Source organism: Chryseobacterium fluminis (assembly GCF_026314945.1).
In the GTDB taxonomy this organism is placed as follows: Bacteria; Bacteroidota; Bacteroidia; order Flavobacteriales; family Weeksellaceae; genus Chryseobacterium; species Chryseobacterium fluminis.
The window spans coordinates 1766009-1786877 of record NZ_CP111121.1 but is presented as its reverse complement, the minus strand read 5'-3'; the positions used below and the strand labels follow the sequence as shown (position 1 = coordinate 1786877).

At 38.1% G+C, this 20869-nt stretch carries 25 protein-coding genes; 20 read left to right on the top strand and 5 right to left on the bottom strand.

Annotated features, from left to right (window positions below):
• Position 1 precedes the first annotated feature (1 nt).
• Both ODZ84_RS07880 and ODZ84_RS07875 read right to left on the bottom strand, forming a co-directional pair.
• Positions 2 to 493, bottom strand: a complete 492-nt coding sequence (locus ODZ84_RS07880; RefSeq protein ID WP_266176433.1) for a DUF456 domain-containing protein — start codon at positions 491 to 493, stop codon at positions 2 to 4.
• 75 nt (positions 494 to 568) lie between these two features.
• Complete coding sequence (locus ODZ84_RS07875; protein WP_266176432.1) at positions 569 to 1747, bottom strand: carboxypeptidase-like regulatory domain-containing protein; 1179 nt, start codon at positions 1745 to 1747, stop codon at positions 569 to 571.
• Positions 1748 to 2019: 272 nt separating this feature from the next.
• Between ODZ84_RS07875 and ODZ84_RS07870 the strand changes: the two genes are divergently transcribed.
• The 13 genes from ODZ84_RS07870 (at position 2020) to ODZ84_RS07810 (ending at position 13534) form a co-directional block, all read left to right on the top strand.
• Positions 2020 to 3288: a mechanosensitive ion channel family protein gene (locus ODZ84_RS07870; protein WP_266176431.1), complete on the top strand. Its 1269-nt coding sequence runs from the start codon at positions 2020 to 2022 to the stop codon at positions 3286 to 3288.
• 150 nt (positions 3289 to 3438) lie between these two features.
• Positions 3439 to 4158 (top strand): pyridoxine 5'-phosphate synthase, encoded by a 720-nt coding sequence (locus ODZ84_RS07865; RefSeq protein ID WP_266176430.1) that lies wholly within the window; start codon positions 3439 to 3441, stop codon positions 4156 to 4158.
• Positions 4159 to 4256: 98 nt separating this feature from the next.
• Complete coding sequence (locus tag ODZ84_RS07860) at positions 4257 to 5036, top strand: alpha/beta fold hydrolase (protein WP_266176429.1); 780 nt, start codon at positions 4257 to 4259, stop codon at positions 5034 to 5036.
• A gap of 114 nt (positions 5037 to 5150) precedes the next feature.
• Positions 5151 to 5387, top strand: a complete 237-nt coding sequence (locus tag ODZ84_RS07855; protein WP_266176428.1) for a microviridin/marinostatin family tricyclic proteinase inhibitor — start codon at positions 5151 to 5153, stop codon at positions 5385 to 5387.
• Between the two features lie 21 nt (positions 5388 to 5408).
• Positions 5409 to 5648 (top strand): microviridin/marinostatin family tricyclic proteinase inhibitor, encoded by a 240-nt coding sequence (locus ODZ84_RS07850; protein ID WP_266176427.1) that lies wholly within the window; start codon positions 5409 to 5411, stop codon positions 5646 to 5648.
• A gap of 28 nt (positions 5649 to 5676) precedes the next feature.
• The gene (locus tag ODZ84_RS07845) at positions 5677 to 5871 is read left to right on the top strand and encodes a microviridin/marinostatin family tricyclic proteinase inhibitor (protein ID WP_266176426.1); all 195 of its coding nucleotides are present in this window, start codon (positions 5677 to 5679) and stop codon (positions 5869 to 5871) included.
• A gap of 91 nt (positions 5872 to 5962) precedes the next feature.
• A complete protein-coding gene (locus tag ODZ84_RS07840; RefSeq protein ID WP_266176425.1) occupies positions 5963 to 6910 on the top strand; it encodes an MvdC/MvdD family ATP grasp protein in 948 nt (315 codons plus the stop codon).
• A 3-nt stretch (positions 6911 to 6913) separates the two neighbouring features.
• Positions 6914 to 7918, top strand: coding sequence for an MvdD family ATP-grasp ribosomal peptide maturase (locus ODZ84_RS07835; protein WP_266176424.1), 1005 nt, complete (start codon positions 6914 to 6916; stop codon positions 7916 to 7918).
• Positions 7919 to 8178: 260 nt separating this feature from the next.
• Positions 8179 to 9192: an NAD-dependent epimerase/dehydratase family protein gene (locus ODZ84_RS07830; protein ID WP_266176423.1), complete on the top strand. Its 1014-nt coding sequence runs from the start codon at positions 8179 to 8181 to the stop codon at positions 9190 to 9192.
• Positions 9189 to 10958 carry an AMP-dependent synthetase/ligase gene (locus ODZ84_RS07825; protein WP_266176422.1) on the top strand — a complete coding sequence of 590 codons (1770 nt, stop codon included), beginning with the start codon at positions 9189 to 9191 and terminating at the stop codon, positions 10956 to 10958. The genes ODZ84_RS07830 and ODZ84_RS07825 overlap by 4 nt, the downstream gene beginning before the upstream one ends.
• A 142-nt stretch (positions 10959 to 11100) precedes the next feature.
• Entirely contained in the window at positions 11101 to 12156 is a 1056-nt protein-coding gene (locus ODZ84_RS07820) for a diphosphomevalonate/mevalonate 3,5-bisphosphate decarboxylase family protein (RefSeq protein WP_266177337.1), read from the top strand.
• Between the two features lie 274 nt (positions 12157 to 12430).
• Positions 12431 to 12601, top strand: a complete 171-nt coding sequence (locus ODZ84_RS07815; protein ID WP_266176421.1) for a bacteriocin-like protein — start codon at positions 12431 to 12433, stop codon at positions 12599 to 12601.
• A gap of 78 nt (positions 12602 to 12679) precedes the next feature.
• Complete coding sequence (locus ODZ84_RS07810; RefSeq protein ID WP_266176420.1) at positions 12680 to 13534, top strand: GLPGLI family protein; 855 nt, start codon at positions 12680 to 12682, stop codon at positions 13532 to 13534.
• Positions 13535 to 13950: 416 nt separating this feature from the next.
• Here ODZ84_RS07810 and ODZ84_RS07805 read toward each other — a convergent pair whose 3' ends face one another.
• The gene (locus ODZ84_RS07805) at positions 13951 to 15033 is read right to left on the bottom strand and encodes an endonuclease/exonuclease/phosphatase family protein (protein ID WP_266176419.1); all 1083 of its coding nucleotides are present in this window, start codon (positions 15031 to 15033) and stop codon (positions 13951 to 13953) included.
• 139 nt (positions 15034 to 15172) lie between these two features.
• On the opposite strand from ODZ84_RS07805, the gene ODZ84_RS07800 reads away from it, so the two are divergent.
• Positions 15173 to 15613, top strand: coding sequence for a nuclear transport factor 2 family protein (locus tag ODZ84_RS07800; protein WP_266176418.1), 441 nt, complete (start codon positions 15173 to 15175; stop codon positions 15611 to 15613).
• 1 nt (position 15614) lies between these two features.
• Positions 15615 to 15992 (top strand): SMU1112c/YaeR family gloxylase I-like metalloprotein, encoded by a 378-nt coding sequence (gene gloA2 / locus ODZ84_RS07795; RefSeq protein ID WP_266176417.1) that lies wholly within the window; start codon positions 15615 to 15617, stop codon positions 15990 to 15992.
• 1 nt (position 15993) lies between these two features.
• On the opposite strand, the gene ODZ84_RS07790 is transcribed toward gloA2, so the two are convergent.
• Complete coding sequence (locus ODZ84_RS07790; RefSeq protein ID WP_266176416.1) at positions 15994 to 16377, bottom strand: DUF1634 domain-containing protein; 384 nt, start codon at positions 16375 to 16377, stop codon at positions 15994 to 15996.
• The gene (locus ODZ84_RS07785) at positions 16377 to 17207 is read right to left on the bottom strand and encodes a sulfite exporter TauE/SafE family protein (protein WP_266176415.1); all 831 of its coding nucleotides are present in this window, start codon (positions 17205 to 17207) and stop codon (positions 16377 to 16379) included. Before ODZ84_RS07785 ends, ODZ84_RS07790 begins: the two co-directional genes overlap by 1 nt.
• An 84-nt stretch (positions 17208 to 17291) precedes the next feature.
• Between ODZ84_RS07785 and ODZ84_RS07780 the strand changes: the two genes are divergently transcribed.
• The 5 genes from ODZ84_RS07780 to ODZ84_RS07760 all read left to right on the top strand — a co-directional run bounded on the left by ODZ84_RS07780 (position 17292) and on the right by ODZ84_RS07760 (position 20852).
• Entirely contained in the window at positions 17292 to 17843 is a 552-nt protein-coding gene (locus ODZ84_RS07780; protein WP_266177335.1) for a DUF1543 domain-containing protein, read from the top strand.
• A gap of 67 nt (positions 17844 to 17910) precedes the next feature.
• Entirely contained in the window at positions 17911 to 19023 is a 1113-nt protein-coding gene (locus ODZ84_RS07775; RefSeq protein WP_266176414.1) for a 5-(carboxyamino)imidazole ribonucleotide synthase, read from the top strand.
• Between the two features lie 296 nt (positions 19024 to 19319).
• The gene (locus tag ODZ84_RS07770; RefSeq protein ID WP_266176413.1) at positions 19320 to 19751 is read left to right on the top strand and encodes a helix-turn-helix domain-containing protein; all 432 of its coding nucleotides are present in this window, start codon (positions 19320 to 19322) and stop codon (positions 19749 to 19751) included.
• 164 nt (positions 19752 to 19915) lie between these two features.
• Positions 19916 to 20347 (top strand): type VI secretion system amidase effector protein Tae4, encoded by a 432-nt coding sequence (locus tag ODZ84_RS07765; RefSeq protein ID WP_266176412.1) that lies wholly within the window; start codon positions 19916 to 19918, stop codon positions 20345 to 20347.
• A 73-nt stretch (positions 20348 to 20420) separates the two neighbouring features.
• Complete coding sequence (locus ODZ84_RS07760; protein WP_266176411.1) at positions 20421 to 20852, top strand: hypothetical protein; 432 nt, start codon at positions 20421 to 20423, stop codon at positions 20850 to 20852.
• Positions 20853 to 20869: the final 17 nt, after the last annotated feature.

Sequence of the window (20869 nt, the reverse complement as noted above, 5' to 3'; positions counted from 1 at the left end):
TTTAGATAATATTAAGCATATTAAGTACGACTACCAAAAACATTGCCACCCCTACAACAAAACTGAAACCTGTTCCGTAAATGAATCCTATAAAAGCCCCTTTTGTGGATTTCAGGGCCTTATTGATATCTTTGCTGTCATGTAATAATTCTCCGACAAATACCCCGGCAAACATTCCGATCAGAAAACCTAACGGAATAGGTAAAAACATTCCGATAATCATTCCCACGACAGAGCCGATGCTTCCCCAGCGCGTGCCACCGTATTTTTGATTGGTCTTAGCCGGAATCACATAGCTTAATACCACTGATATAACTGTTAAAATTCCGAAAGCCCACACATAGATCATCGGCAAATCGGCATCCGTTCCGAACTTATAGATTAATAATCCACAGATGCTCAGTAATAAACCGGGCAGAATGGGAAGAAAGGTGCCCAGTGCTCCCAGAAATAAGAGTACAAGGCAAAGAATATTAATTAATGCAGTATCCATTTTTTTAATTATACAGGCAAGATAAAAAAAAGTGGCCTTATAAAAAAGCCACTTTGTCAAAGAAGTTGGAAATTATTATAAGTTTAAGATGACATACTGCAGAATAACACCTGCGTTTCCGATATTTCCGGAAGCGTGGTTATGGAAAGTAGTGTAATAAATATATCCGCTGTTTGAAGATCCCGAGCAGGGTCCTACCGTTGCTCCCAGTGCTACCAGATAAGGAACCAGTGCCTGCGGTACAGAAATACTGATCTGAATATTTCCCGGAAGACTTATGCAGACGGTTGTAAAGGTTGTATTAGGTGCATTTCCGATCGTTGTATTCGGAATACCGGTTGCTGTAAAATGATTGGTTCGGATCATCAGCGCATCATTGGTGGCTGTTTCTTTAACCAGAACTTCCCAATAGGCCGGGTCATAGTTCACTATTTTTTGCCACGAACCCAAATCGTAATCAATACCTAAGGTGCTGAATCCTAAAGCTGTTGAAAGACCGGCACTGTTTACCGTAGCGGCTACCATTCCCGAGTTGCCGGTATTTTTAGAGCATAATTTGCTGTCAGGAACAAATCCTCCGGCAAGCGAACAGTTATTGGTATTGTTGGTACCGCCCACCAGATACGCAACATCCCAGTCGGAAGCATAAATACTGCCTCCATTGGCCACGAAGGTCGCCAGATTGGTGTCAATAGCAGCATATAGTGCTGTATTGGAATAATTGATTCTGGAACCGCAGTTCAGAAAAATGATATCATATTGGGCAATCGTCGTGAGGTTAGCAAGATCATTGGTCGTGATTTCAGTAGCGGCATATCCCAAGGTCTGGATAATATCTTCTATTTTATCATAAGAACCTTTCACGTATGCAATTTTCGCCACCTGGTTCAGTTTGGTCTGGCTGACATCAAGATTCAGATTTTCATTCTCTTTCACGTTAGCGGAAATTTCAGTCCGGAAATTGCTGCCATTACCCGTCTGAATATAAATCGTATGATTTCCGGTCGGGGCTTCAAGACTGAAGTTTCCATCTGCGTCTGAGGTTGTGTAATAGATTTTGTACTGGTCATCAAATGTAAAAACGGATGCGCCGCCAATGGGCTTGGTTCCGTTTTGTGACATGACCTTTCCGGTAAGTTTTCCGGTTTTGATGATCTCGGGTCCTTCATGATCGGAAGGAGAAGTAACTTCTCCGGTACAGTTGATTAAAAGTGTGAAGACCCACAGCAATAGAATCAGGTAATGTTTTCTCATATCTGCTTGGTTTTGATTTGTTTAGTTTTATTCAAATTTAGAAAATATTCAGATATAAATTCATAAAATATCGAATAAATTTTAAAATAATTCATTAATATCTGTAATTGATAGTGAATTTTTTACTTGTTTGCTGCGCTTACAGAAAATTTCGTATTTTTAGTAAAATCATTTAAAATTTTAATTAAATATTGGATACCTCTTGCTTTTGGGATGAAAATTGATGCATGCTTCTGATAAATATCAAACTCATAATTCCTAAATTCGCGATAATGAATGACCAGATACAAGAAACCAAAAATGTTTTACAGGAACTGAGTGACAAACTCTATATTTATATAAGCAGTGCATCACCATCAGGACTGGATTGGGTTTTCCACATTATTATAAAACTGGCTCTGCTCTGTGCTATATTTTTGGTGATTGATTTTATTTTTAAGTTTGTAATCAATTACGTTTTCCGTTTTTTTCATAATGAAAGCAGATATCCGGTCATAAGCTCTATATATCGCTCGAGAATTACAAATTCTCTGGCGCATTTTGCAGCATTGGCAGTTGTGGGAACGATGCACAGTTCGATATTTCCAAGCACAGCGCTTCCGAAAACCACGATTTTTATTATCAGGTCTGTCAATTTGGGAATGGTACTCATTCTTGCCGGGATGCTTTACAGATCGCTCACAGCTTTCAGAAATTATTTCGTGATCAAACAGGATTTCTACAAGATTATGGCCCTGAATGCCATCTCTGAGACCATGAAGATTTTAGGGATTTTTATTTTTTCAGTAGTCGGAATCTGTGTCATATTCGGGATCAGGGGCACCACGATTGTCGGAAGTCTGGGAGCAATTACGGCAGTATTGGTGTTGGTTTTCCGGGATACCATCTTAGGATTTGTAACAGGTATTCATGTGGCCACGTCAAAAAGTTTAAAAGTGGGCGACTGGGTAAGTATTCCAAAATACAGTATTGAAGGTAATATTGCCGATATCAGCCTACTGACGACAAAAATCAGTAATTTTGATAAAACAGTTTCTACCATTCCCACGTACGATTTGCTGACCACCGAGATTAAAAACCTTCAGGTGATGTCGGAATCCAATACCAGGAGAATTAAAAAATCAATTTATTTTAATATCAATTCATTTAAGTTTCTGACCCAGGAAGATATTGAACGTCTGAAAGAAATTAACCTGATTTCAGAATACCTTCAGGGTAAAAGTGATGAGCTGAAAAAAGAAAAAGAAAATATAGAGCATGCCGATAAAATTATTAACGGAAGACAGCTTACCAACATCGGTGTTTTCAGGTATTATGCCCAGAGATATATCGAAAATGATCCTGATATCGATCAGGAAGGGGCGATGATGGTTCGCCAGCTTGAGATTACCCCCCAGGGATTACCCCTGGAAATCTACTGTTTTGCCAATGATTCACGATGGGCAAATTTTGAACAGATTCAGGCTGATATTTTCGATCATTTATTGGTTGCTTCCAAAGAATTTGACCTGCAGGTCATGCAGGTAAATGTGAAAATATAATTAGAGATGTAAATACTGGGAAGCTCGAAATTAGTATTAAACCCTGACTTTTTTTAAAGGTCAAAATGCAGGAGATGAGAAGTAGAAGTGCAGTTTATAAAAAATAAGTAATTTTACGTCTCAATCTATGATTAACAGGTATATTAAAAAATGACAAAACTAAGTGTAAACATTAATAAAATTGCAACCATAAGAAATGCAAGAGGAGGAGAGACTCCAAGTGTGACGGAAGCGGCCATTAAAATTCAGGAATTCGGGGGACAGGGAATCACGATTCACCCCAGACCTGATGAAAGACATATTACCAGAAAAGATGTTTATGATCTGAAACCTCTGGTAACGACAGAATTTAATATTGAAGGAAATCCTCACCGTCCGTTCATCGACATGGTTCTGGAGGTAAAGCCGGAACAGGTAACACTGGTTCCTGATGCTGATGATGCCATTACTTCCAATGCAGGATGGGATACAAAAAAGCATCTGGATTTTCTGACAGAGATCATCGCTGAATTTAAAAATGCCGGAATCCGAACTTCCATTTTCTTAGATCCGACCCCTGGATTGGTGGAATATGCTGCTAAAACCGGAACAGACCGGATCGAATTATACACAGAGGCGTATGCTAAAAATTACATCAGTAATAAGGAACAGGCTATCAAACCTTATTATGAGACTGCTGTTGTTGCTGCAGACTTTGGTCTGGGAATAAATGCAGGACATGACCTGAGCCTGGAAAACTTAAAATATTTTGCAGATGAAATTCCTAATCTGCTGGAAGTTTCCATCGGTCATGCGCTGGTTTCCGAAGCTTTATATATGGGATTGGAAAACACCGTTCAGTCCTATTTGAAGAGGCTGGCAAAATGGTAATTTAAAAACTTCAGATGGGAAATCTCTGATCTAAAATAGAAAAATATAACTTATCTGTTGTCTAAATCTGAAGTCTGGAATCTTTTTATCTAAAAAACATGGAAATTTTACATTCAAAAATATTGGGCGAAAATCTATCGTCTACACCGCTATTAGTATTTCACGGATTATTCGGAATGCTCGACAACTGGGGAAGCTTCGGGAAGGATCTCGGAGAATCGCTGCCGGTTCATCTAATAGATTTAAGAAATCACGGGAGAAGCTTTCATTCCGAACATATGTCGCACGATGATCTGGCTGACGATATTGCCCGCTATATGAATCATTATGGAATAAGCAAAGCTCATATCCTGGGGCATTCCCTGGGAGGAAAGGCAGTAATGCAGTTCGCGATAAAATACCCCGCAATGGTTGAGAAACTTATCGTTGTGGATATTTCTCCAAAAGCATATCCGCCGCATCATCAGGGCATTATCAAAGCATTGGAAAGTGTGGATTTCAATACGGTACATTCAAGAAGTGAGGTGGAATCGGTATTGAATCAGTATATCCCTGAGAAATCGACCATCCAGTTTCTGCTGAAAAACCTGTATTGGGATGATGATAAAAATCTGAGATGGAGATTTAATCTGAAGACCTTATCAGATAAATATACCGAATTTGTCTCCAATGCTATAAAATTTGGCGTTTTCGAAGGGGAAACTTTATTTATTGCAGGCGGAAATTCGAACTATATCCTTCCGCAGGATGAATTTGCCATTAAGCAGCAGTTTCCCAAAGAAAAGATTGTTACCGTAAAAAATGCAGGGCATTGGGTCCAGGCTGAAAATCCGGTCGATTTTGCGAAGGTGGTTAAAGAATTTTTGGGACTGAACTGAATTGATTCTCTGCTGGTTCGATTTAGTTAAAATTTTCTTAAAACGGTGATTTATTTTTATCTGTATCATAATTTTTGTATTTTAGTTTCATCAAATAACTAAAAATATTAACTTATGAAACAGAAAAACTCAAAAAAACCTTTCTTTGCTTCATTTTTAGAGAAACAAATTCAGGATCCGGAAAAAGTAAAAGGAGGATCAGAAACAACAGCTGCTCTTGAAGATTCAGTAACCAATGCTTTAAGAGATAATGTAACGTCTCTTATCCATGATGGCTATACCAGTCCGGGTAGTGACCACGTTACGGCGAAATACCCTTCTGACGGTGATGAAGACGGCGTTAAGTTTTAAACTTATATCATCGTTGTAATCATGAGTAAAAAGAATTCAAAAAAACCTTTTTTTGCTTCGTTTCTTGAGAAACAGGTGAAGGAGCCGGAAACCATTACCGGAGGGACAGGGTCTCTTACCTCTGCCCTTGAAGACAATGCCACTACCCAGCTCAGAGATTCCGTTACATCTTCACTGCAGGATCAGCTGACAAGACCGGGGCTTGACCTCGTGTCCAGTAAATATCCTTCTGATAGTGATGAAACCGGAGAAATAATATAAACTAACTTATCATAAAAATAGTATTCATATGAAAAATAAGACTTCAAAAAAACAGCCGTTTTTTGCTTCGTTTCTTGAAAAACAATTAAAAGAACCTCAAAAAGTAAAAGGAGGGACAGATATTACAATCCCTGAAAGAGATGTAGTTACAAAACCTCAGTATGACATGGCGCAGACCCAAAAATATCCGTCTGATGGAGACGATGACGTTCAGTCTGTGTAAGATGACTTGTTTATATCAATGAACATATTAACAAATTCATATTGAAAGGAAACTTAGCATTTAAGTTTCCTTTTTTAATAAAATATAACCAATGATTCTCTGTATTACTCATTCCAACGATTTTTACAATATCGACCTGTTTTTTGAATATCTTACCTCAAAAAATATTCCTTATTTCAGACTCAATTCCGATCATCTGAACCATCTTCAGAAAATAAGTGTCGGTGAAGATTCATTTGAACTTACGGATGAATCCGGAACAGTCATCAATTCAAGAGATATTAAAGCCGTCTGGCACAGGAAATCATGGGGGATTGAAGTTCCCGGGGAACTGGACGAAGATTATGAAAAAATATTCCTGAAAGAATACGGAAGCCTGCGTTACAATCTTTTTACCATCCTGGAAGATCTACCATGGATCAACCCCTTCGGAAAGGAAGCAAAAATCGACGGAAATAAAATGTTTCAGCTCAGAATAGCAACGAAACATCATCTTCATACTCCAAAAACCCTCTTTTCCAATGATGAAGAGAAAATAAAAGCTTTTTTCCAAGAATATTGCCATGGAAAAGCAGTGGCAAAACTGCACGGAGCCATTAAAAAATCTATGAATGGGGAAAACTTTCTTTCCACGACGATCATAGATCAGGATAACCTGGAGCACCTTGCTGATATTGTCTACTGTCCCATGATTTTTCAACCGTATATCGAAAAAGAATATGAGCTCAGGATCGTTTATGTGGATGGTGAGTTTTTTACCGGTAAAATCAACAACAGCGAAAATGCAGACTGGAGGGTGGGACACGAAAGCTTCTTCTGGTCGGCCTATGAGCTGCCTGAAGACATTCAACGAAATCTTACTTCAATGATGAATGAGATGGGACTTTATCTGGGAGCTATTGATATGATAAAGGGCAGGGACGGAAATTATCACTTCCTGGAAGTCAACCCACAGGGAGAATGGGGAATGCTGCAGAAAGATCTTAACTTTCCGATAGCACAAAAAATAGCTGATTTTCTAATAACAAGATTACAATAACCAATGAACAAAATTTTAATTATTACCCATACGGGAGATAACTTTTCGATCGAAAAAGTAACAGAATATATTGAGAAAAATAACTGTGAGGTCATCCGTTTCGATGTGGATCTCTATCCTTTGCAGAATAAGCTGTCAACAGTTTTCGAAGATGGCCGGTGGATCAGTGTTCTTGAGACTGCTGATAAAAAACACCGCCTGGACGATATCTCGGCAGTGTGGTACAGAAGAGCCTACAATATCGGCAATGGTCTGAAGGAAGAGCTCGACTCTAAGTTTTACGGTGCAGCTATGGGAGAGATCAGAAATACCCTTTTCGGTTTTTTAGAATCTGTTGATGTATATTCCTTAGGTAAGCCGAGTATTTACAGAAGACTGGACAGTAAAGAAGAACAGCTGAAAATTGCCGATAAAATAGGATTTAAAGTTCCGGAAACCTGCCTGACTAATAATCCGGATCATGCCAGACAGTTTATCATTAAGCATCAGAATGTCGTGGCCAAGATGCAGACCGGATTTGCCATTTATGAAGACGGTGTAGAAAGTGTCGTATTTACCAATGTCGTTAAAGAGGATAAATTAGAAGAGATAGATTCGCTTTTATACTGTCCGATGCAGTTTCAGAAAATGATTCAGAAGAAAAGAGAACTTCGGGTAACGGTAGTGGGGCGCGACGTTTATGCTTTTGAAATCGATTCCCAACAGTTTGAAGATGCCAAGGTAGACTGGCGGAAAGACGGTGTTAATCTCATTGATAAGTGGCTGCCTGCCGAACTTCCCAAAGATATTGAAGAAAAAGTGCTGGAGCTTTTAGATGTTTATAACGTGGACTACGGAGCTTTGGATATTATCGTATCGCCGGAAGATGAGTATTTTTTTATAGAAATTAATGCTGCAGGTGAGTTTTTCTGGCTGGACAATCTGACGGAAGGAAACCTTATTTCAAAAAGTATAGCCGATGTTCTTTGTGATAAAGCACCAAGAAGAAATAATATGATTCTGGTATAACTTGTGGTGCCTGATATTACAGAACAATGATAACAATGGAGCGGGCGTTAGCCCGCTTTTTATATCTCCGGAGTCTGATGGCTTCAGCCGAAATTTATATTATCCCTGATAAAAGGAATTTAATAAAATTTAGGATGAGATTCTCCTTTAAAAATCGCAAATTTGCAGATGACGTTTTCGGATCATTTTTTTTATGAAAAATGAGAAATTTCCGGGATGAATATCATATTTAGTCATTAATCAAGCAGAAATATAATTTGATGGTTTTTGTAACGGGTGCCACCGGAATTTTAGGCAGAGTCATTGTTTTGGAACTTCTTAAGAAGGGCAAAAACGTACGTGCAGCCAAGAGACCTGCCAGCAATATCAATGATGTAAAACATTCCTATAGATTTTATACGGAAAATCCGGATGAATTTTTTAATAAAATTGATTGGGTGGATGTAGATTTTGATGATATTCATTCTTTGCAGGATGCGCTCAGGGGAGTGGATGAAGTATATCACTGTGCAGCAAAAGTAGGCTTCAATCCCAAAGACGATCAGGAAATATACCATACCAATATAAAAGGTACCGAAAATTTATTATTCGCCTGCGAAGGATCCGGGGTTCAGAAATTTCTTCACGTAAGCAGCATCGCAGTGTTAGATCTCTTTAATGAAAACGGAGAACTGGATGAAAGCTCCGATTTTAATCCGAAAGACGAGCATTCAGCCTACGCTGTTTCTAAACACCTTTCCGAAATGGAAGTCTGGAGAGCCTCTGCAGAAGGCCTGAATACCATAATCGTAAATCCGGGAATGATCATCGGAAGCGGAAACTGGGGCCGGAGCAGCGGGGAAATTTTTCCGACTTTTGAAAAAACAGGATTTACATTTTCCGGAGGAACGAGCTATGCAGATGTGAGAGATGTTGCCGGAGTCTCTATAGAACTCATGGAAAGAAATATCTTCGGAGAGCGTTTTATCATCATTTCAGAAAATGAAAAATATACAGAGCTCGCCCGGCAGATCAGGCCGAAACTGGGATTGAAAGAAGCAAAAGTGCTCACAAAATCTCTGTTAAATGCAGGAAGATGGGCTAATATCCTTCTCGGATGGCTGATCCCGCCCCTGAGGATGATTACAAAATCCAATATAGACGCTATTTCATCCCTTAATATTGTTTCCAATAAAAAAATCAGGGACAGAATCGATTATCAGTTTATTCCTGTTGCGGAAAGCATTGATTTTCATCTTAAAAATTATATTAACGACAAAAAGCTGAAGAAATGAACCTTGCAGAGGCAATTATTAATAAGAATATAGAAAAACATCCTGTAAAATCTGCAATAGGCTTTAAAAAGAAAGAAGAAGGCTGGAAAGAAATCAGCTGGAAAAAATTCGGTGATATTGTTTTTAAAACAGCCAATGCACTGAAAGAGGCCGGGATTAAGGAAAATGACCATGTCGCCATATATTCGGATAACTCTTCCGAATGGATGATTTTTGATATGGCAGCCATGTCTGTGGGAGCGGTTACTGTTCCGGTTTACTCGACCAATAATGCAGAACAGGCAGAATATATTATCAATGATTCTCAGACCAAAGCCATCTTAGTAGGGAATCAGGCACAGTACGATGCCTGTCTGGAAATGTTGCAGAAAGATAACAGCAGTCTTGAGCTGATTATCGTTTCAAAAAAAGCAGTCTGGATCAAGAAAGAGTTTAACAGCTTTTATCTGGAAGATTTTATTGCAAAAGCAGCGGCGACATTTGAAATCTGTAAAAAAGAATACGATGACGTGGCTACACTCATCTATACCTCAGGAACAACGGGTACCCCTAAAGGCGTTATGCTGACTCACGGGAACTTTATCAGAGCTTTCGATGCTCATTTTGAATTTTTCAAATTTAAAAATTTTGAAGAAGAGCTGTCACTGGCATTTCTGCCTTTAAGCCATGTTTTTGAAAGAAGCTGGAGCTTACTCTGCCTGTATGGCGGAGCAAGAGTTTATTTTCTCGAAGATCCGAAAAATATATCAAAAGCCCTGGAAGAGGTAAAGCCTACGACCATGTGTGCTGTGCCGCGGTTTTTTCAGAAAGTCTACGCCGGAGTTCTGGAAAAGGCTGAGGAAGGCTCATCCCTAAAGAAAAAAATATTCGACTGGGCTGTGGCAACAGGCTGGCAGACTGCAGAATTAAGGAGAAATGAACAACCGGTTCCTTTAGGTCTAAAGATCAAAGAATCTATTGCTGATGCGCTGGTTTTCAGTAAAATTAAACAAAGAATGGGCGGAAGACTTTGGTTTCTTCCCTGTGGAGGCGCTTCCTTGTCTCCGGAAGTGACAAGGTTCTTTGAATCGGTGGGAATACATGTAACGGTAGGATATGGCTTAACTGAAACCACAGCTACACTCACACTTTTTCCGTTAACTCATTTTGAGCATGCAACAAGCGGAAAACCCTTGCCGGGAGTGGAACTCCGGATCGGAGAAAGCGATGAGATCCAGGCAAAAGGAAACGGAATTATGAAAGGCTATTACGGCAGGCCCGAAGAAACTCAGAAAGTCTTCACTGAAGACGGCTGGTTTAAAACAGGAGATGCCGGAAAGATCGATGAAAAAGGAAACCTGATCATCACAGACCGGCTGAAAGACCTGATGAAAACTTCCAACGGAAAATACATCGCACCACAGCAGATTGAAAATCTTCTTACAAATAATAACTTTATTCAGCAAATTGTCCTGATTGCGGAAGGCAGGCAGTTCGTTTCAGCATTAATCGTTCCTAATTTTGAGTTCCTTGAAGATTTCATTAAAAGAAATAATATCCCATTTACCAATTGGGCAGAGCTGGTGAAAAATCAGACGGTGCACGATTTTTATAAAGATAAGATTAAAGAACTGCAGCATGATTTATCAGACTTCGAAAAAGTGAAAAAATTTACTTTAATGCCTGCTGAATTTGACATCAATACAGGAGAAATCACGCCTACGCTGAAAGTGAAAAGGAATGTGGTGCTGAAAAAATATGCAGATCTTATCGAGAAAATGTATTAACCGTTATTCGCTGGCGATCCGGTAATAAATTATGTAGTATCTTTAGGGTAAATTTAAAGTAAGATTCTTAAATTCCGTCCAATGAACCATGACCGGCAGATTCCGGTCAGCATTCAGGATGATATATGAACAGTAAAAAATGATGACAACACAAGAATTTCTAGGACAGGAAGATTTCAATATCAATTCAAAAACGGTTTCAGAAAGCTGCCCGTCCAATATTGCTTTGATCAAGTATTGGGGAAAATACGATAACCAGATTCCGGCCAATCCAAGCATCAGTTATACCCTGAGTCATTGTAAAACCATGACTGCGATGGAATTTATAGCCCATGAACCATTTTCTGTTCAGACATTTTTATCAGGGAAAGAAGAGCAGAAATTTGCTGCGAAAATAGAAAAATATTTTAATAATATCGAACAGTACCTTCCGTGGATTTTGCAGGGGAAATATATCATCAATACTGAAAATACATTTCCGCACAGTTCTGGAATTGCAAGTTCAGCTTCCGGCTTCGGCGCTATTGCCAAATGTCTGATGAGCCTTGATGCCTCTTTTTCGGGAATAACATCAGACGAAGAGTCATTAAAAAAAGCCTCTTTTTTAGCAAGGTTAGGAAGCGGAAGTGCATGCAGAAGTATTTACAGCGGTTTAGCAGTTTGGGGACAGTCCCAGGTAAGGGAAAGCTCAGATTTATTTGCCGTAAAATATCCTGATGATGAGGTTCACGAAATTTTCAGGGATTTTAATGACTGGGTTTTACTGATCCATGAAGGAGAAAAAAGTGTTTCGTCAACGGTAGGTCATGGGCTGATGAAAACAAATCCGTATGCTGAAAGAAGGTTTCAGGAAGCAAGGGATAATTTTGAACCGATGATCAGAATACTCAAAAATGGCGATCTGCAGGCCTTCATACAATTGGTGGAACATGAAGCGCTTACCCTTCACGCCATGATGATGATGAGTGATCCTGCTTTTATCTTGATGAAGACAGGAACGCTGGAAGTCATTAATAAAATCTGGGATTTCAGAAAAGAAACCGGTTTGCCGTTATTCTTTACACTGGATGCAGGAGCAAATGTTCATCTTTTATTCCCTAATAACGGCTCCGAGGAAACGGTTCAATCTTTTATTCAGGAAGAATTACTGCAACATACTCAAAATAATGGAGTAGTAAAAGATGTGATGAGGTTTTAAGATAAAATATGATAATAATAATATACTAAATAATTAAACAACTTTTGGTTTTGAAATTTTGGACTGATATTAATTATTTGACCTGTACAAAAAATACCTAAAGCATTCGTTAAGAATGCTTTTTTATTTACGTCATAAAAACAATTTAGCCATCTATATTCAAATATAACTTACGGGTTTCCACACTAAATGAGATACTTAACATAATAAAAAATATCTCTCAGACATGAATTAATTGTATATATTTATAGCTTCATCTTAAATTTTCACAATTATGAAAAAACTGAAAAAATTATCTCGTAAGGACCTTAAAACTGTAAAAGGAGGGGGCAGACAAGTTTGGATCGCAGAATTTTGTGGTCAGACTGCTACCACAACTCAGGATTGGACTCCTGCACAAGCAAATCAGTGGCTTGCTGAACTTGAAAAAAATTACTGTAATTAATTTTCATCATATTAATTATTTGCACTTATGACCCGATAAAGTTATAAGTGCATTTTTTTTGCAATCAAAAATAGTTCTATGTATTACTTAAAAAAATTATTTCAATTAATAGTCTTATTTTTTAATGTCTTATTTTTTTCTCAATTACATAAAAATGATACTTTGCGTGGTGAATTTACCTATTTATTAAAAGCCAAATTGAGTACATTAACTTGTGATTATAAACATGAAGAATTTTTTTCGTTACAGGTAAGTGATAAACGTGCATTTTTTGCAAGTAGACAATCAATTAAGAGAGATTCTACATTCCAGACAGTCCAACACAAGAAATTGGATCATGGTGGGATTCTTTTAAGTACAAAAGGAATGAATATACCAAAAACCCAGTTCTATTATACAATTATACAATCAAATGAAAATGTTCAGTTTTTTGAGTCTGTTTCAATGTCATTACTTACGTATAAAGAACCCGTAATAAAAAATTGGAAACTTATAGATGAAACAAAAATAATCAATACAATTACTTGTAAGAAAGCAGAGGTTAATTTTAAAGGTCGAAACTGGATCGCATGGTATTCTCCTGAAATTCCGTTGCCCTATGGTCCATATAAATTTAGTGGCTTACCAGGACTAATTGTCAAAATAACAGATGATAAAGAAGAGTATGATTTTGAATTAGTAAAATCTATATCTGCATCTAAATTAAATGATAAATTAATTACCATTAAAAAGAGCAGATATACAGAAGCCATAGAAACGACACCGCAAAAATTAAAACAGGCAATTAAAAGTGCTGATGCAAATACCGCTGGCGTACTCGCAAGTTACGGAACTACTATTATACAAGGGCAGGAAACTATAAGGCAACGACAAAAAGAAAAAGAAGAAAATAAAAAATACGAAAACCCGATAGAATTAGAAAATGATGAGTAAACAACTGATCTTTTTTGGTTGTTGACTATATAGGTAGTCTATCCATTAGTTGAATAAATATTCTTATCAATGAAATTTCAATAATATAATCTTTAAAAGATTGTATCAACGAACAATTAGAAAATGACCTTTCCAAAAAACTCTACTTTTGAACATATCCAATTCGGATGAAATTACACCGATACAACAGTTTTTGTTTTGGTGCTTCGACCTGAGCTTTTCAGTTCTTTTTCTTTAAATTCTTCTGATTTTTTCTTCCTGCCATTTTGATGAGAGGATCGAATTCAGGATGGTAATTGCTTGCTTTTGAACTTAAAAATTTTATTGATACCATAACTGCAATAAAAAAAGTCGAGATTGTTGCTTACCGGGTAATGACAGGATAACTGCAATTTTTCTTAACAAAGCTAAAATTCTCAATCCTCTGTCACCACTGCATCGCGGTCTCCGTCTTCTTTTTTACCCTCGCGGATCATCTCTTCAGCTTCCGCTTTTTCCTCATCGGTGGCGTGATCGATTCTCTCTTCCTGCTCTTCATTCTGATGATCTATAAAAAACTCACAATAAACAGGGAGATGATCGGATCCGAAATTTTCCAGTGTTTTAAGATCTTCAATAAATATTTCTTCACTGTGGAACATCAGATCAATCGGGAATCTCAGCAGTTTGTATTTTGCATGAAAAGTAGAAACAAAAGAACGTCCGATCCGGGGATCTATCAGATGGCTGGTTTTTCTGAACAGAATGGAAGATTTCGACCATGCGACATTATTGAAATCTCCCGCAACAAGTACCGGGTCTTCGATTTTGCGTATCCGTTTTGCCGTACTCAGGAGATCACCATCCCTTTCTTTGGAGGTTTCCTCTTCAGTGGGACTGGGAGGTGGGGGATGCACAGCGAAAAATACGAATTTAAAGCCGTCCCCGGTCTTCAGATGGGCTTCAATAGTAGGAATATCATCCGCAACGAAAAAATGCGTTTTTGAGCTTTGTATTTCAATGGTGGAATAAAAGTGCATTCCATATGTATTTTCAAGGGTGACTTTATGCTGGTAAGGATATTTTTCCTCCAGCGGAACCAATGCTTTTTCCCAATCTGCATTACTCTCCATCGTAATAAAAATTTCGGGACGGTACTTTTCTATGAGATTGATAAAACGTTGGTATTCTTTATTAAACTGATAAACATTGGCAGAGATAAAACTCAGCTTTTCAGACGACCGGGCTCCCCGGCTATGTTTCCTGATGCGGTAAAGAGGCGTGTACCGGATAAGGATGATCCCATGATGGATAAGCATAATGATTAAAAGTGCCTGACAATACCAGAAGCCTTTTGGATTCCCCGTGAAAAATCCGAACAGGAAAGTGAAAATGATAAAATAAGCAATCTGTATTTTACCAAACTCAGGAACACGAAATATCCAGTGAGGATTTTGAATTTTTGGAAGTATCGTTAAAATCAGTAACAATCCGGTTAAAATCAGATAAGCTGTCCCCATATATTATTAAAATAAGCATGTAAAATTAATTTATTTATCCGGATATCAGCAAATTGTTTTTTAAACTTTGTGCATTGTTCAAGCTTTTTTTTCCTTCCGAAACCTATTTTTCCTTATTTTTATTCAAATAAGATATAACATGAATAAATTAATTATGGCAGGACTGTTTTTTTCAGGCTTATGCTCTGCCCAGCTATCTTCAAAAGAAGAAGTCCAGAAGCCGGTTGAAGATTTATTTCTGGGCATGAAAAATGCCGATTCCAAATTGGTAAGTACTGTTTTTACAGATACGGCTATTATCCAGACCGTAGCGAAAGACGGGAGTGTGAAGACAGAAAGTGTTAAGGATTTCATTGCTTCCATATCAAAAGCAGAAAAAAATGAACTGGATGAAAAAATCACCGTGGGATCTATAAATATTGACGGTAATCTGGCGAGTATTTTTACGCCTTATCAGTTTTATTTAAAAGATAAATTTACCCACTGCGGCGCCAACAGTTTCCAATTGGTTAAACAAAATAATACCTGGAAAATTCAATACCTTATTGATACCAGAAGAAAAGAAAATTGCGAAAATTAATATGAAAATTCATCATATCGCCATCATTTGTTCAGATTACGTGATTTCTAAAAGATTTTATACTGAAATTTTGGGGTTAAATATCATCCGGGAAGTCTATCGTGAGGAAAGGCAGTCTTATAAACTTGATCTTGCCATCGGAGATCATTATGTCATCGAGCTGTTTTCGTTTCCTGATCCTCCTGAAAGACCTTCCCGTCCCGAGTCATGCGGACTGAGGCATCTTGCTTTTTCAGTGGAAAATGTATATGAAAAACGCCAGGAATTAATTCAGAAAGGGCTGATGTGTGAGGAAATAAGAACCGACGAATTTACAGGGAAAGAATTTTTTTTCACCCGGGATCCCGATCAGCTTCCGTTAGAGTTTTATGAAATGTAAATTAATGCGCGTATCCTGTAAAGAAACTCACCGCCATAATCGCTAAAACGATGGAAGAAATGACTACATAAACATAGTCTTTTTCTTTCAGATATCCGATCAGTGCGAAAATAATTCTCATCAGAGGAGTAAAGATCAAAAGAAGAATTCCCAGCTGAATAATTGCCATTCCTTCTCCTTTACACAGCGAATCCCAAAACTGTCCCCATACTTTTTCAGAAGAGGATCCCATGTCGAGGGAAGTGTACTTTTTCGGCATTTTAAAGCCTTCCAGAAACAGTTTGATAAAACCGATCAGTGAGGTGACAACAGATAAAATAACCCCCAGCCTCAGAAGGTTTCCTACCGAACGGTTCAGATCTACATCCGTGAAATTCTTTTTCATTATCTGAAACTTTTATTAATACCGTTATACATCATATAAATGGATAAAATGGTAATGACAATGGCGAAGAACACTTTAAGCTTTTTCGTCTTGGAAACCATCAGCGTCTTAGATCCTATGAAACTTCCTACTACGACACCGATAAGTACCGGAGCTACGATCACCGGAACGATTTCTCCTCTCTGAAAATAAATCAGCGAGCTGGCCACTGCCGTGACCCCGATCATAAAATTACTGGTCGTTGTAGAAACTTTGAAAGGAAGTCTCATCATATTGTCCATCGCCAGAACCTTCAATGCACCGGAACCGATTCCTAAAAGTCCGGACATGGCCCCTGCAAACATCATCATCATAAATCCGGGAACGGTATTTTTTGCCGAATAGCTTTTTACCACCCCTTTATCAGGAAAAGTGCCGTAAAGTTTCAGTTTATCTTCCAGACTGCCTTTGATAACGGGTTCCTGATGATCGGGCTTGCCTTTAAGATTCAGAATAACAGTCAGAAGAAGTATGCTGGCAAAGATGATTCCAATGGTATTGGGATTAAGCATTCCCGAAACCAAAGCTCCGATAATAGCACCCGATGTAGTGGCAATCTCTAAAAACATTCCGATTCTCATATTCGTGAAGCCCTCTTTCACAAAAGCTACTGCCGCTCCTGAAGACGTTCCGATTACAGAAATAAGGGAAGCACCGATGGCATAATGCATAGGAACACCGAAACCCAACGTTAATAAAGGAATAATGATAACCCCTCCTCCTAAACCTGTCAGCGAACCCAGAAGTCCCGCCGAAATTGCTCCCAGGAAGAGAATAATAATTTCTGACATGCTACAAATATAAAACTATTGTAGTAGTCTGCCAAACGTTTAAAAAAGATAAATTTGACGTATTTTTGCAGTATGGAAAATGACCTGAAATTATTCTACGTGATCCTCGGGGCCACCCCTGAAGGACGAAATATTGAGCAGCACGATGTGTTTTTCGGAATTGCGGAAAGTCTGAAAGACCTCGTTCCGGATATGAAAAATTTCTGGAAAGAAGCCCATGGGAAGATTCACGTCGACGCTTATCAGGAAGTGAAATTTGCAGACGGATATGAAGTAAAGATTATTGAAAAAACAGATCGTCCATCGCTGCATCAGCTGTATTTTGTAAACCTTGGCGGTTACAAAAGAGGATATTTTGAAGAATTTCACGAACAGCACCTGATGGTGGGAGCATCGATGGGAGAAATTGTAAAAAAAGCAAAATCGACCGCGTTTTATAAAACCATGGGGTTTGAAGGAGCCGTGAGCCATATCGATGATAAGTACGGAGTGGATATCGATGATATTTTCAACGTAAATGATATTCTTCCCGCCAGGATGAAAGAAAAATACTCCATCATCCTGACCAGGTCTGATGCCGAAAATCAGGAAAACCCAATGGGATTAGGTTATCTGAAAGTTGATAAAATTCAGTAATAAGTCTTCCCTGCCAGGGAACAAATGTTTATCAAATTAAATCTAACAGAAAAAATAAAAAGAAAAAATGAAAATAGGAATTTTAGGTGGAGGACAACTTGGGAGAATGCTGATCCAGGAAGCATTGAAATACGATGACGAGTTTTATACGCTGGATCCTGCTTCTGATGCCCCTTGCCACAATATTTCTTACTTTACACAGGGAAGTTTCAACGATTACGAAACCGTCCTGAATTTCGGAAAGGATAAGGATGTCGTGACGATTGAGATCGAACATGTGAATGCGGATGCTCTTGCCGAGCTCGAAAATCAGGGGGTGAAAGTGGTTCCTAATGCAGCGATCATCAAGACGATTCAGCAAAAAATCCTTCAGAAACAATTTTATAAAAATCATGATATTCCAAGCCCGGAATTCGAAGTAATGGACGGAAGTTCGGATGAGATCAGAATGCCATTGCCTTTTGTGCAGAAAATGAACACCGGCGGATACGACGGGAAAGGAGTTCAGGTAATCCGTACGGCTGAAGAGATGAAGAATCTGTGGCTACAGGATTCTGTGATTGAAAGTCTTGTAGATATTGATAAAGAACTTTCTGTCATCGTTGCCAGAAATGAAAGCGGAGAAACTGAAACGTTTCCTGTGACCGAAATGGTGGCCGATCCGAAACTTAATTTACTGGATTTTAATATCTGTCCGGTATTTCTGGATGAAGCTATCGAAGAGCAGATCGATGCAATCACAGAAAAATTCCTGAATGCCGTTAATTCTCCGGGACTTTTTGCGATCGAATTATTTTTAGATAAAGAAGGAAAAGTATGGGTGAATGAAACTGCTCCGAGACTGCACAATTCAGGGCATCAGAGTCAGGAAGGAAACGCCAATTCACAGTTTGAACAGATGTACAGAGTGATAAAAAATTTACCTCTGGCTGATACCGATGCTGTGATCTACAGCGGAATGCTGAATCTGGTGGGAGCAGAAGGCTTTTCAGGAAAGGTCGTATACGAAGGGATGGATGAGGTCCTGAAGATGCCGGAAACCTATATTCACCTGTACGGAAAAACAGAAACCAAGCCCGGAAGAAAGATGGGACACATCAATGTGTTAGCAGAATCCAGAGAAGAACTGATGGAAAAACTGGTAACCGTAAAAGAAATGGTGCGGGTGATCGCAGAATAATTTTACTGATTATATTAAACAGAATGATTAAATAGAGGGCCCCGAAAGTTGACAAACTTCCGGGGCATTTTTATTCGATCAATTTCTGAGTTTTTCATATCCGTCAGTTTCTGGTCATACGAATGGATTTTGCGGAAGGTGTACAGTGTGACATAATCTGAGATTTTTCAGCAAGTTATCCACACAATTCATGGTACCGAACCACGGGAAGTGGTATTATACCAAATGGGATATGTAAAAAACCGGACTGGCAGAATACCGTATAATTTTATATCTTTGATTTCAAATCTCAACCTATGACCGCTACAACAAAGAAACATATCGGGAGAAACATCGCAAGAATCAGGGAAATGCGCGGCATGAAGCAGGAAACCCTGGCCGAAATTTTGGGCATCAGCCAGCAGAAAGTATCCCTGTTGGAAAATGCCGAAACACTGGAAGATCTCAAACTGGTACCGATTGCCGAAGCATTGGAAATCTCTGTGGAAGCCCTGAAGAATTTTTCGGAGGATGCTTTCTTTAATATTATTTCGAATACCTTCAATACAAATGATAACGCTATCGCCATTTTGCGGACAGAGATTTATCAGCCTACTTTCAATCCGTTGGATAAGCTGCTGGAATCTTATGAAGAAAATAAAAAATTATACGAGCGGTTATTAGAGACTGAAAAGGAGAAGAGTAGGGTGATTGAGGAGCTGGTGAGGAAGGTGATGAGGGAATCTTGATGGTCTGAGTTTGTGAAAGTTTGCTTTTTTTATTGTTTTGCAAAGAAACTATATTTAAATGTTTCAGTTTTTTGGAAATAGGTCATTATCAGTTTATAATAGTACGGGTTCCCTTGATTGTGAATTAAAAAATAGTATTATATTACAGTAATAAATTTTTCATAATGGTGAGATTTGATGATTTATGGAAAAATCACCCCGGACGTTACAAGCCTTGCAATGAAGCACTGTTTCAAAACCAATGTGCGATTAGAATGAGCCAGGCATTGCATGATTCTAAGGTTTATCTGGTTTCTTTTCATGGAGCAAGGTGTTGGGAAAAGCACAAAGATGGGTTCAGGCATATATTGAGAGCCCAAGAATTAGCAGATTGGATTCATATGCATCCTGAAATTTTTGGAAACAGATTAAAGCTCGAAAGAAAAAAGTACCCCAAAATGAATCACAAAAGTTTCAGACACAAAGGAATTGTTTTTATAAAGGATGGATGGGGAGCTACAGATCATATTGATTTATGGAACGGTATATCTTTAAAAGCCGGGAGTCTGGATTATTTAGAGAAGGGAACAGAAATTTGGTTCTGGTTTGTAATTTAAATAAAAAGAGATGAAAATATTGTGCATTATTATAATAAGTATCTTTCTTTTATCCTGTGAAAAGAAGAATCAGATGGAGATTGGCCGTAATAATCATAGCATAACAGTAACAGATTCTACCGTAATTGATGGAGTTAAGTTAAAGTTAATTGACAGCAGCGGTGTAGGAAAATTAATTACAGATTCTAATAAATACAGAATTTCAGGGAAAATTAAAATAAAAGCGCCTTGTTATTTTTTAAGAGACAGAAATAATAAAGTTACCTCTTTTTCTTATTCTGATATAGGGGTTAAACATACTTTAGCAATTGTTGGGGATATACTCAACAATGAAGAAAAATCACACTATAGTTCCTTTGGTAAGGATGAGATATGGGGATTAAAAGTTCAGGGAATATTACTTAAAAATGATATCTTTTTAACAGATAAAATTGTCTTTGGAGGGCCGTTTTGTGTGAATATAGGGTTAGATGAAAAAGATTATTGGGCATTTGCCCATGATTAAAATTAAACAGGGTAAAT

Excerpts from the sequence above, each read along its gene's own strand:
- ODZ84_RS07880 (WP_266176433.1), bottom strand. The coding sequence starts at position 493 with ATGGATACTGCATTAATTAATATTCTTTGCCTTGTACTCTTATTTCTG.
- ODZ84_RS07875 (WP_266176432.1), bottom strand. The coding sequence starts at position 1,747 with ATGAGAAAACATTACCTGATTCTATTGCTGTGGGTCTTCACACTTTTA.
- ODZ84_RS07870 (WP_266176431.1), top strand. The coding sequence starts at position 2,020 with ATGAATGACCAGATACAAGAAACCAAAAATGTTTTACAGGAACTGAGT.
- ODZ84_RS07865 (WP_266176430.1), top strand. The coding sequence starts at position 3,439 with ATGACAAAACTAAGTGTAAACATTAATAAAATTGCAACCATAAGAAAT.
- ODZ84_RS07860 (WP_266176429.1), top strand. The coding sequence starts at position 4,257 with ATGGAAATTTTACATTCAAAAATATTGGGCGAAAATCTATCGTCTACA.
- ODZ84_RS07855 (WP_266176428.1), top strand. The coding sequence starts at position 5,151 with ATGAAACAGAAAAACTCAAAAAAACCTTTCTTTGCTTCATTTTTAGAG.
- ODZ84_RS07850 (WP_266176427.1), top strand. The coding sequence starts at position 5,409 with ATGAGTAAAAAGAATTCAAAAAAACCTTTTTTTGCTTCGTTTCTTGAG.
- ODZ84_RS07845 (WP_266176426.1), top strand. The coding sequence starts at position 5,677 with ATGAAAAATAAGACTTCAAAAAAACAGCCGTTTTTTGCTTCGTTTCTT.
- ODZ84_RS07840 (WP_266176425.1), top strand. The coding sequence starts at position 5,963 with ATGATTCTCTGTATTACTCATTCCAACGATTTTTACAATATCGACCTG.
- ODZ84_RS07835 (WP_266176424.1), top strand. The coding sequence starts at position 6,914 with ATGAACAAAATTTTAATTATTACCCATACGGGAGATAACTTTTCGATC.
- ODZ84_RS07830 (WP_266176423.1), top strand. The coding sequence starts at position 8,179 with ATGGTTTTTGTAACGGGTGCCACCGGAATTTTAGGCAGAGTCATTGTT.
- ODZ84_RS07825 (WP_266176422.1), top strand. The coding sequence starts at position 9,189 with ATGAACCTTGCAGAGGCAATTATTAATAAGAATATAGAAAAACATCCT.
- ODZ84_RS07820 (WP_266177337.1), top strand. The coding sequence starts at position 11,101 with ATGACAACACAAGAATTTCTAGGACAGGAAGATTTCAATATCAATTCA.
- ODZ84_RS07815 (WP_266176421.1), top strand. The coding sequence starts at position 12,431 with ATGAAAAAACTGAAAAAATTATCTCGTAAGGACCTTAAAACTGTAAAA.
- ODZ84_RS07810 (WP_266176420.1), top strand. The coding sequence starts at position 12,680 with ATGTATTACTTAAAAAAATTATTTCAATTAATAGTCTTATTTTTTAAT.
- ODZ84_RS07805 (WP_266176419.1), bottom strand. The coding sequence starts at position 15,033 with ATGGGGACAGCTTATCTGATTTTAACCGGATTGTTACTGATTTTAACG.
- ODZ84_RS07800 (WP_266176418.1), top strand. The coding sequence starts at position 15,173 with ATGAATAAATTAATTATGGCAGGACTGTTTTTTTCAGGCTTATGCTCT.
- gloA2 (WP_266176417.1), top strand. The coding sequence starts at position 15,615 with ATGAAAATTCATCATATCGCCATCATTTGTTCAGATTACGTGATTTCT.
- ODZ84_RS07790 (WP_266176416.1), bottom strand. The coding sequence starts at position 16,377 with ATGAAAAAGAATTTCACGGATGTAGATCTGAACCGTTCGGTAGGAAAC.
- ODZ84_RS07785 (WP_266176415.1), bottom strand. The coding sequence starts at position 17,207 with ATGTCAGAAATTATTATTCTCTTCCTGGGAGCAATTTCGGCGGGACTT.
- ODZ84_RS07775 (WP_266176414.1), top strand. The coding sequence starts at position 17,911 with ATGAAAATAGGAATTTTAGGTGGAGGACAACTTGGGAGAATGCTGATC.
- ODZ84_RS07770 (WP_266176413.1), top strand. The coding sequence starts at position 19,320 with ATGACCGCTACAACAAAGAAACATATCGGGAGAAACATCGCAAGAATC.
- ODZ84_RS07765 (WP_266176412.1), top strand. The coding sequence starts at position 19,916 with ATGGTGAGATTTGATGATTTATGGAAAAATCACCCCGGACGTTACAAG.
- ODZ84_RS07760 (WP_266176411.1), top strand. The coding sequence starts at position 20,421 with ATGGAGATTGGCCGTAATAATCATAGCATAACAGTAACAGATTCTACC.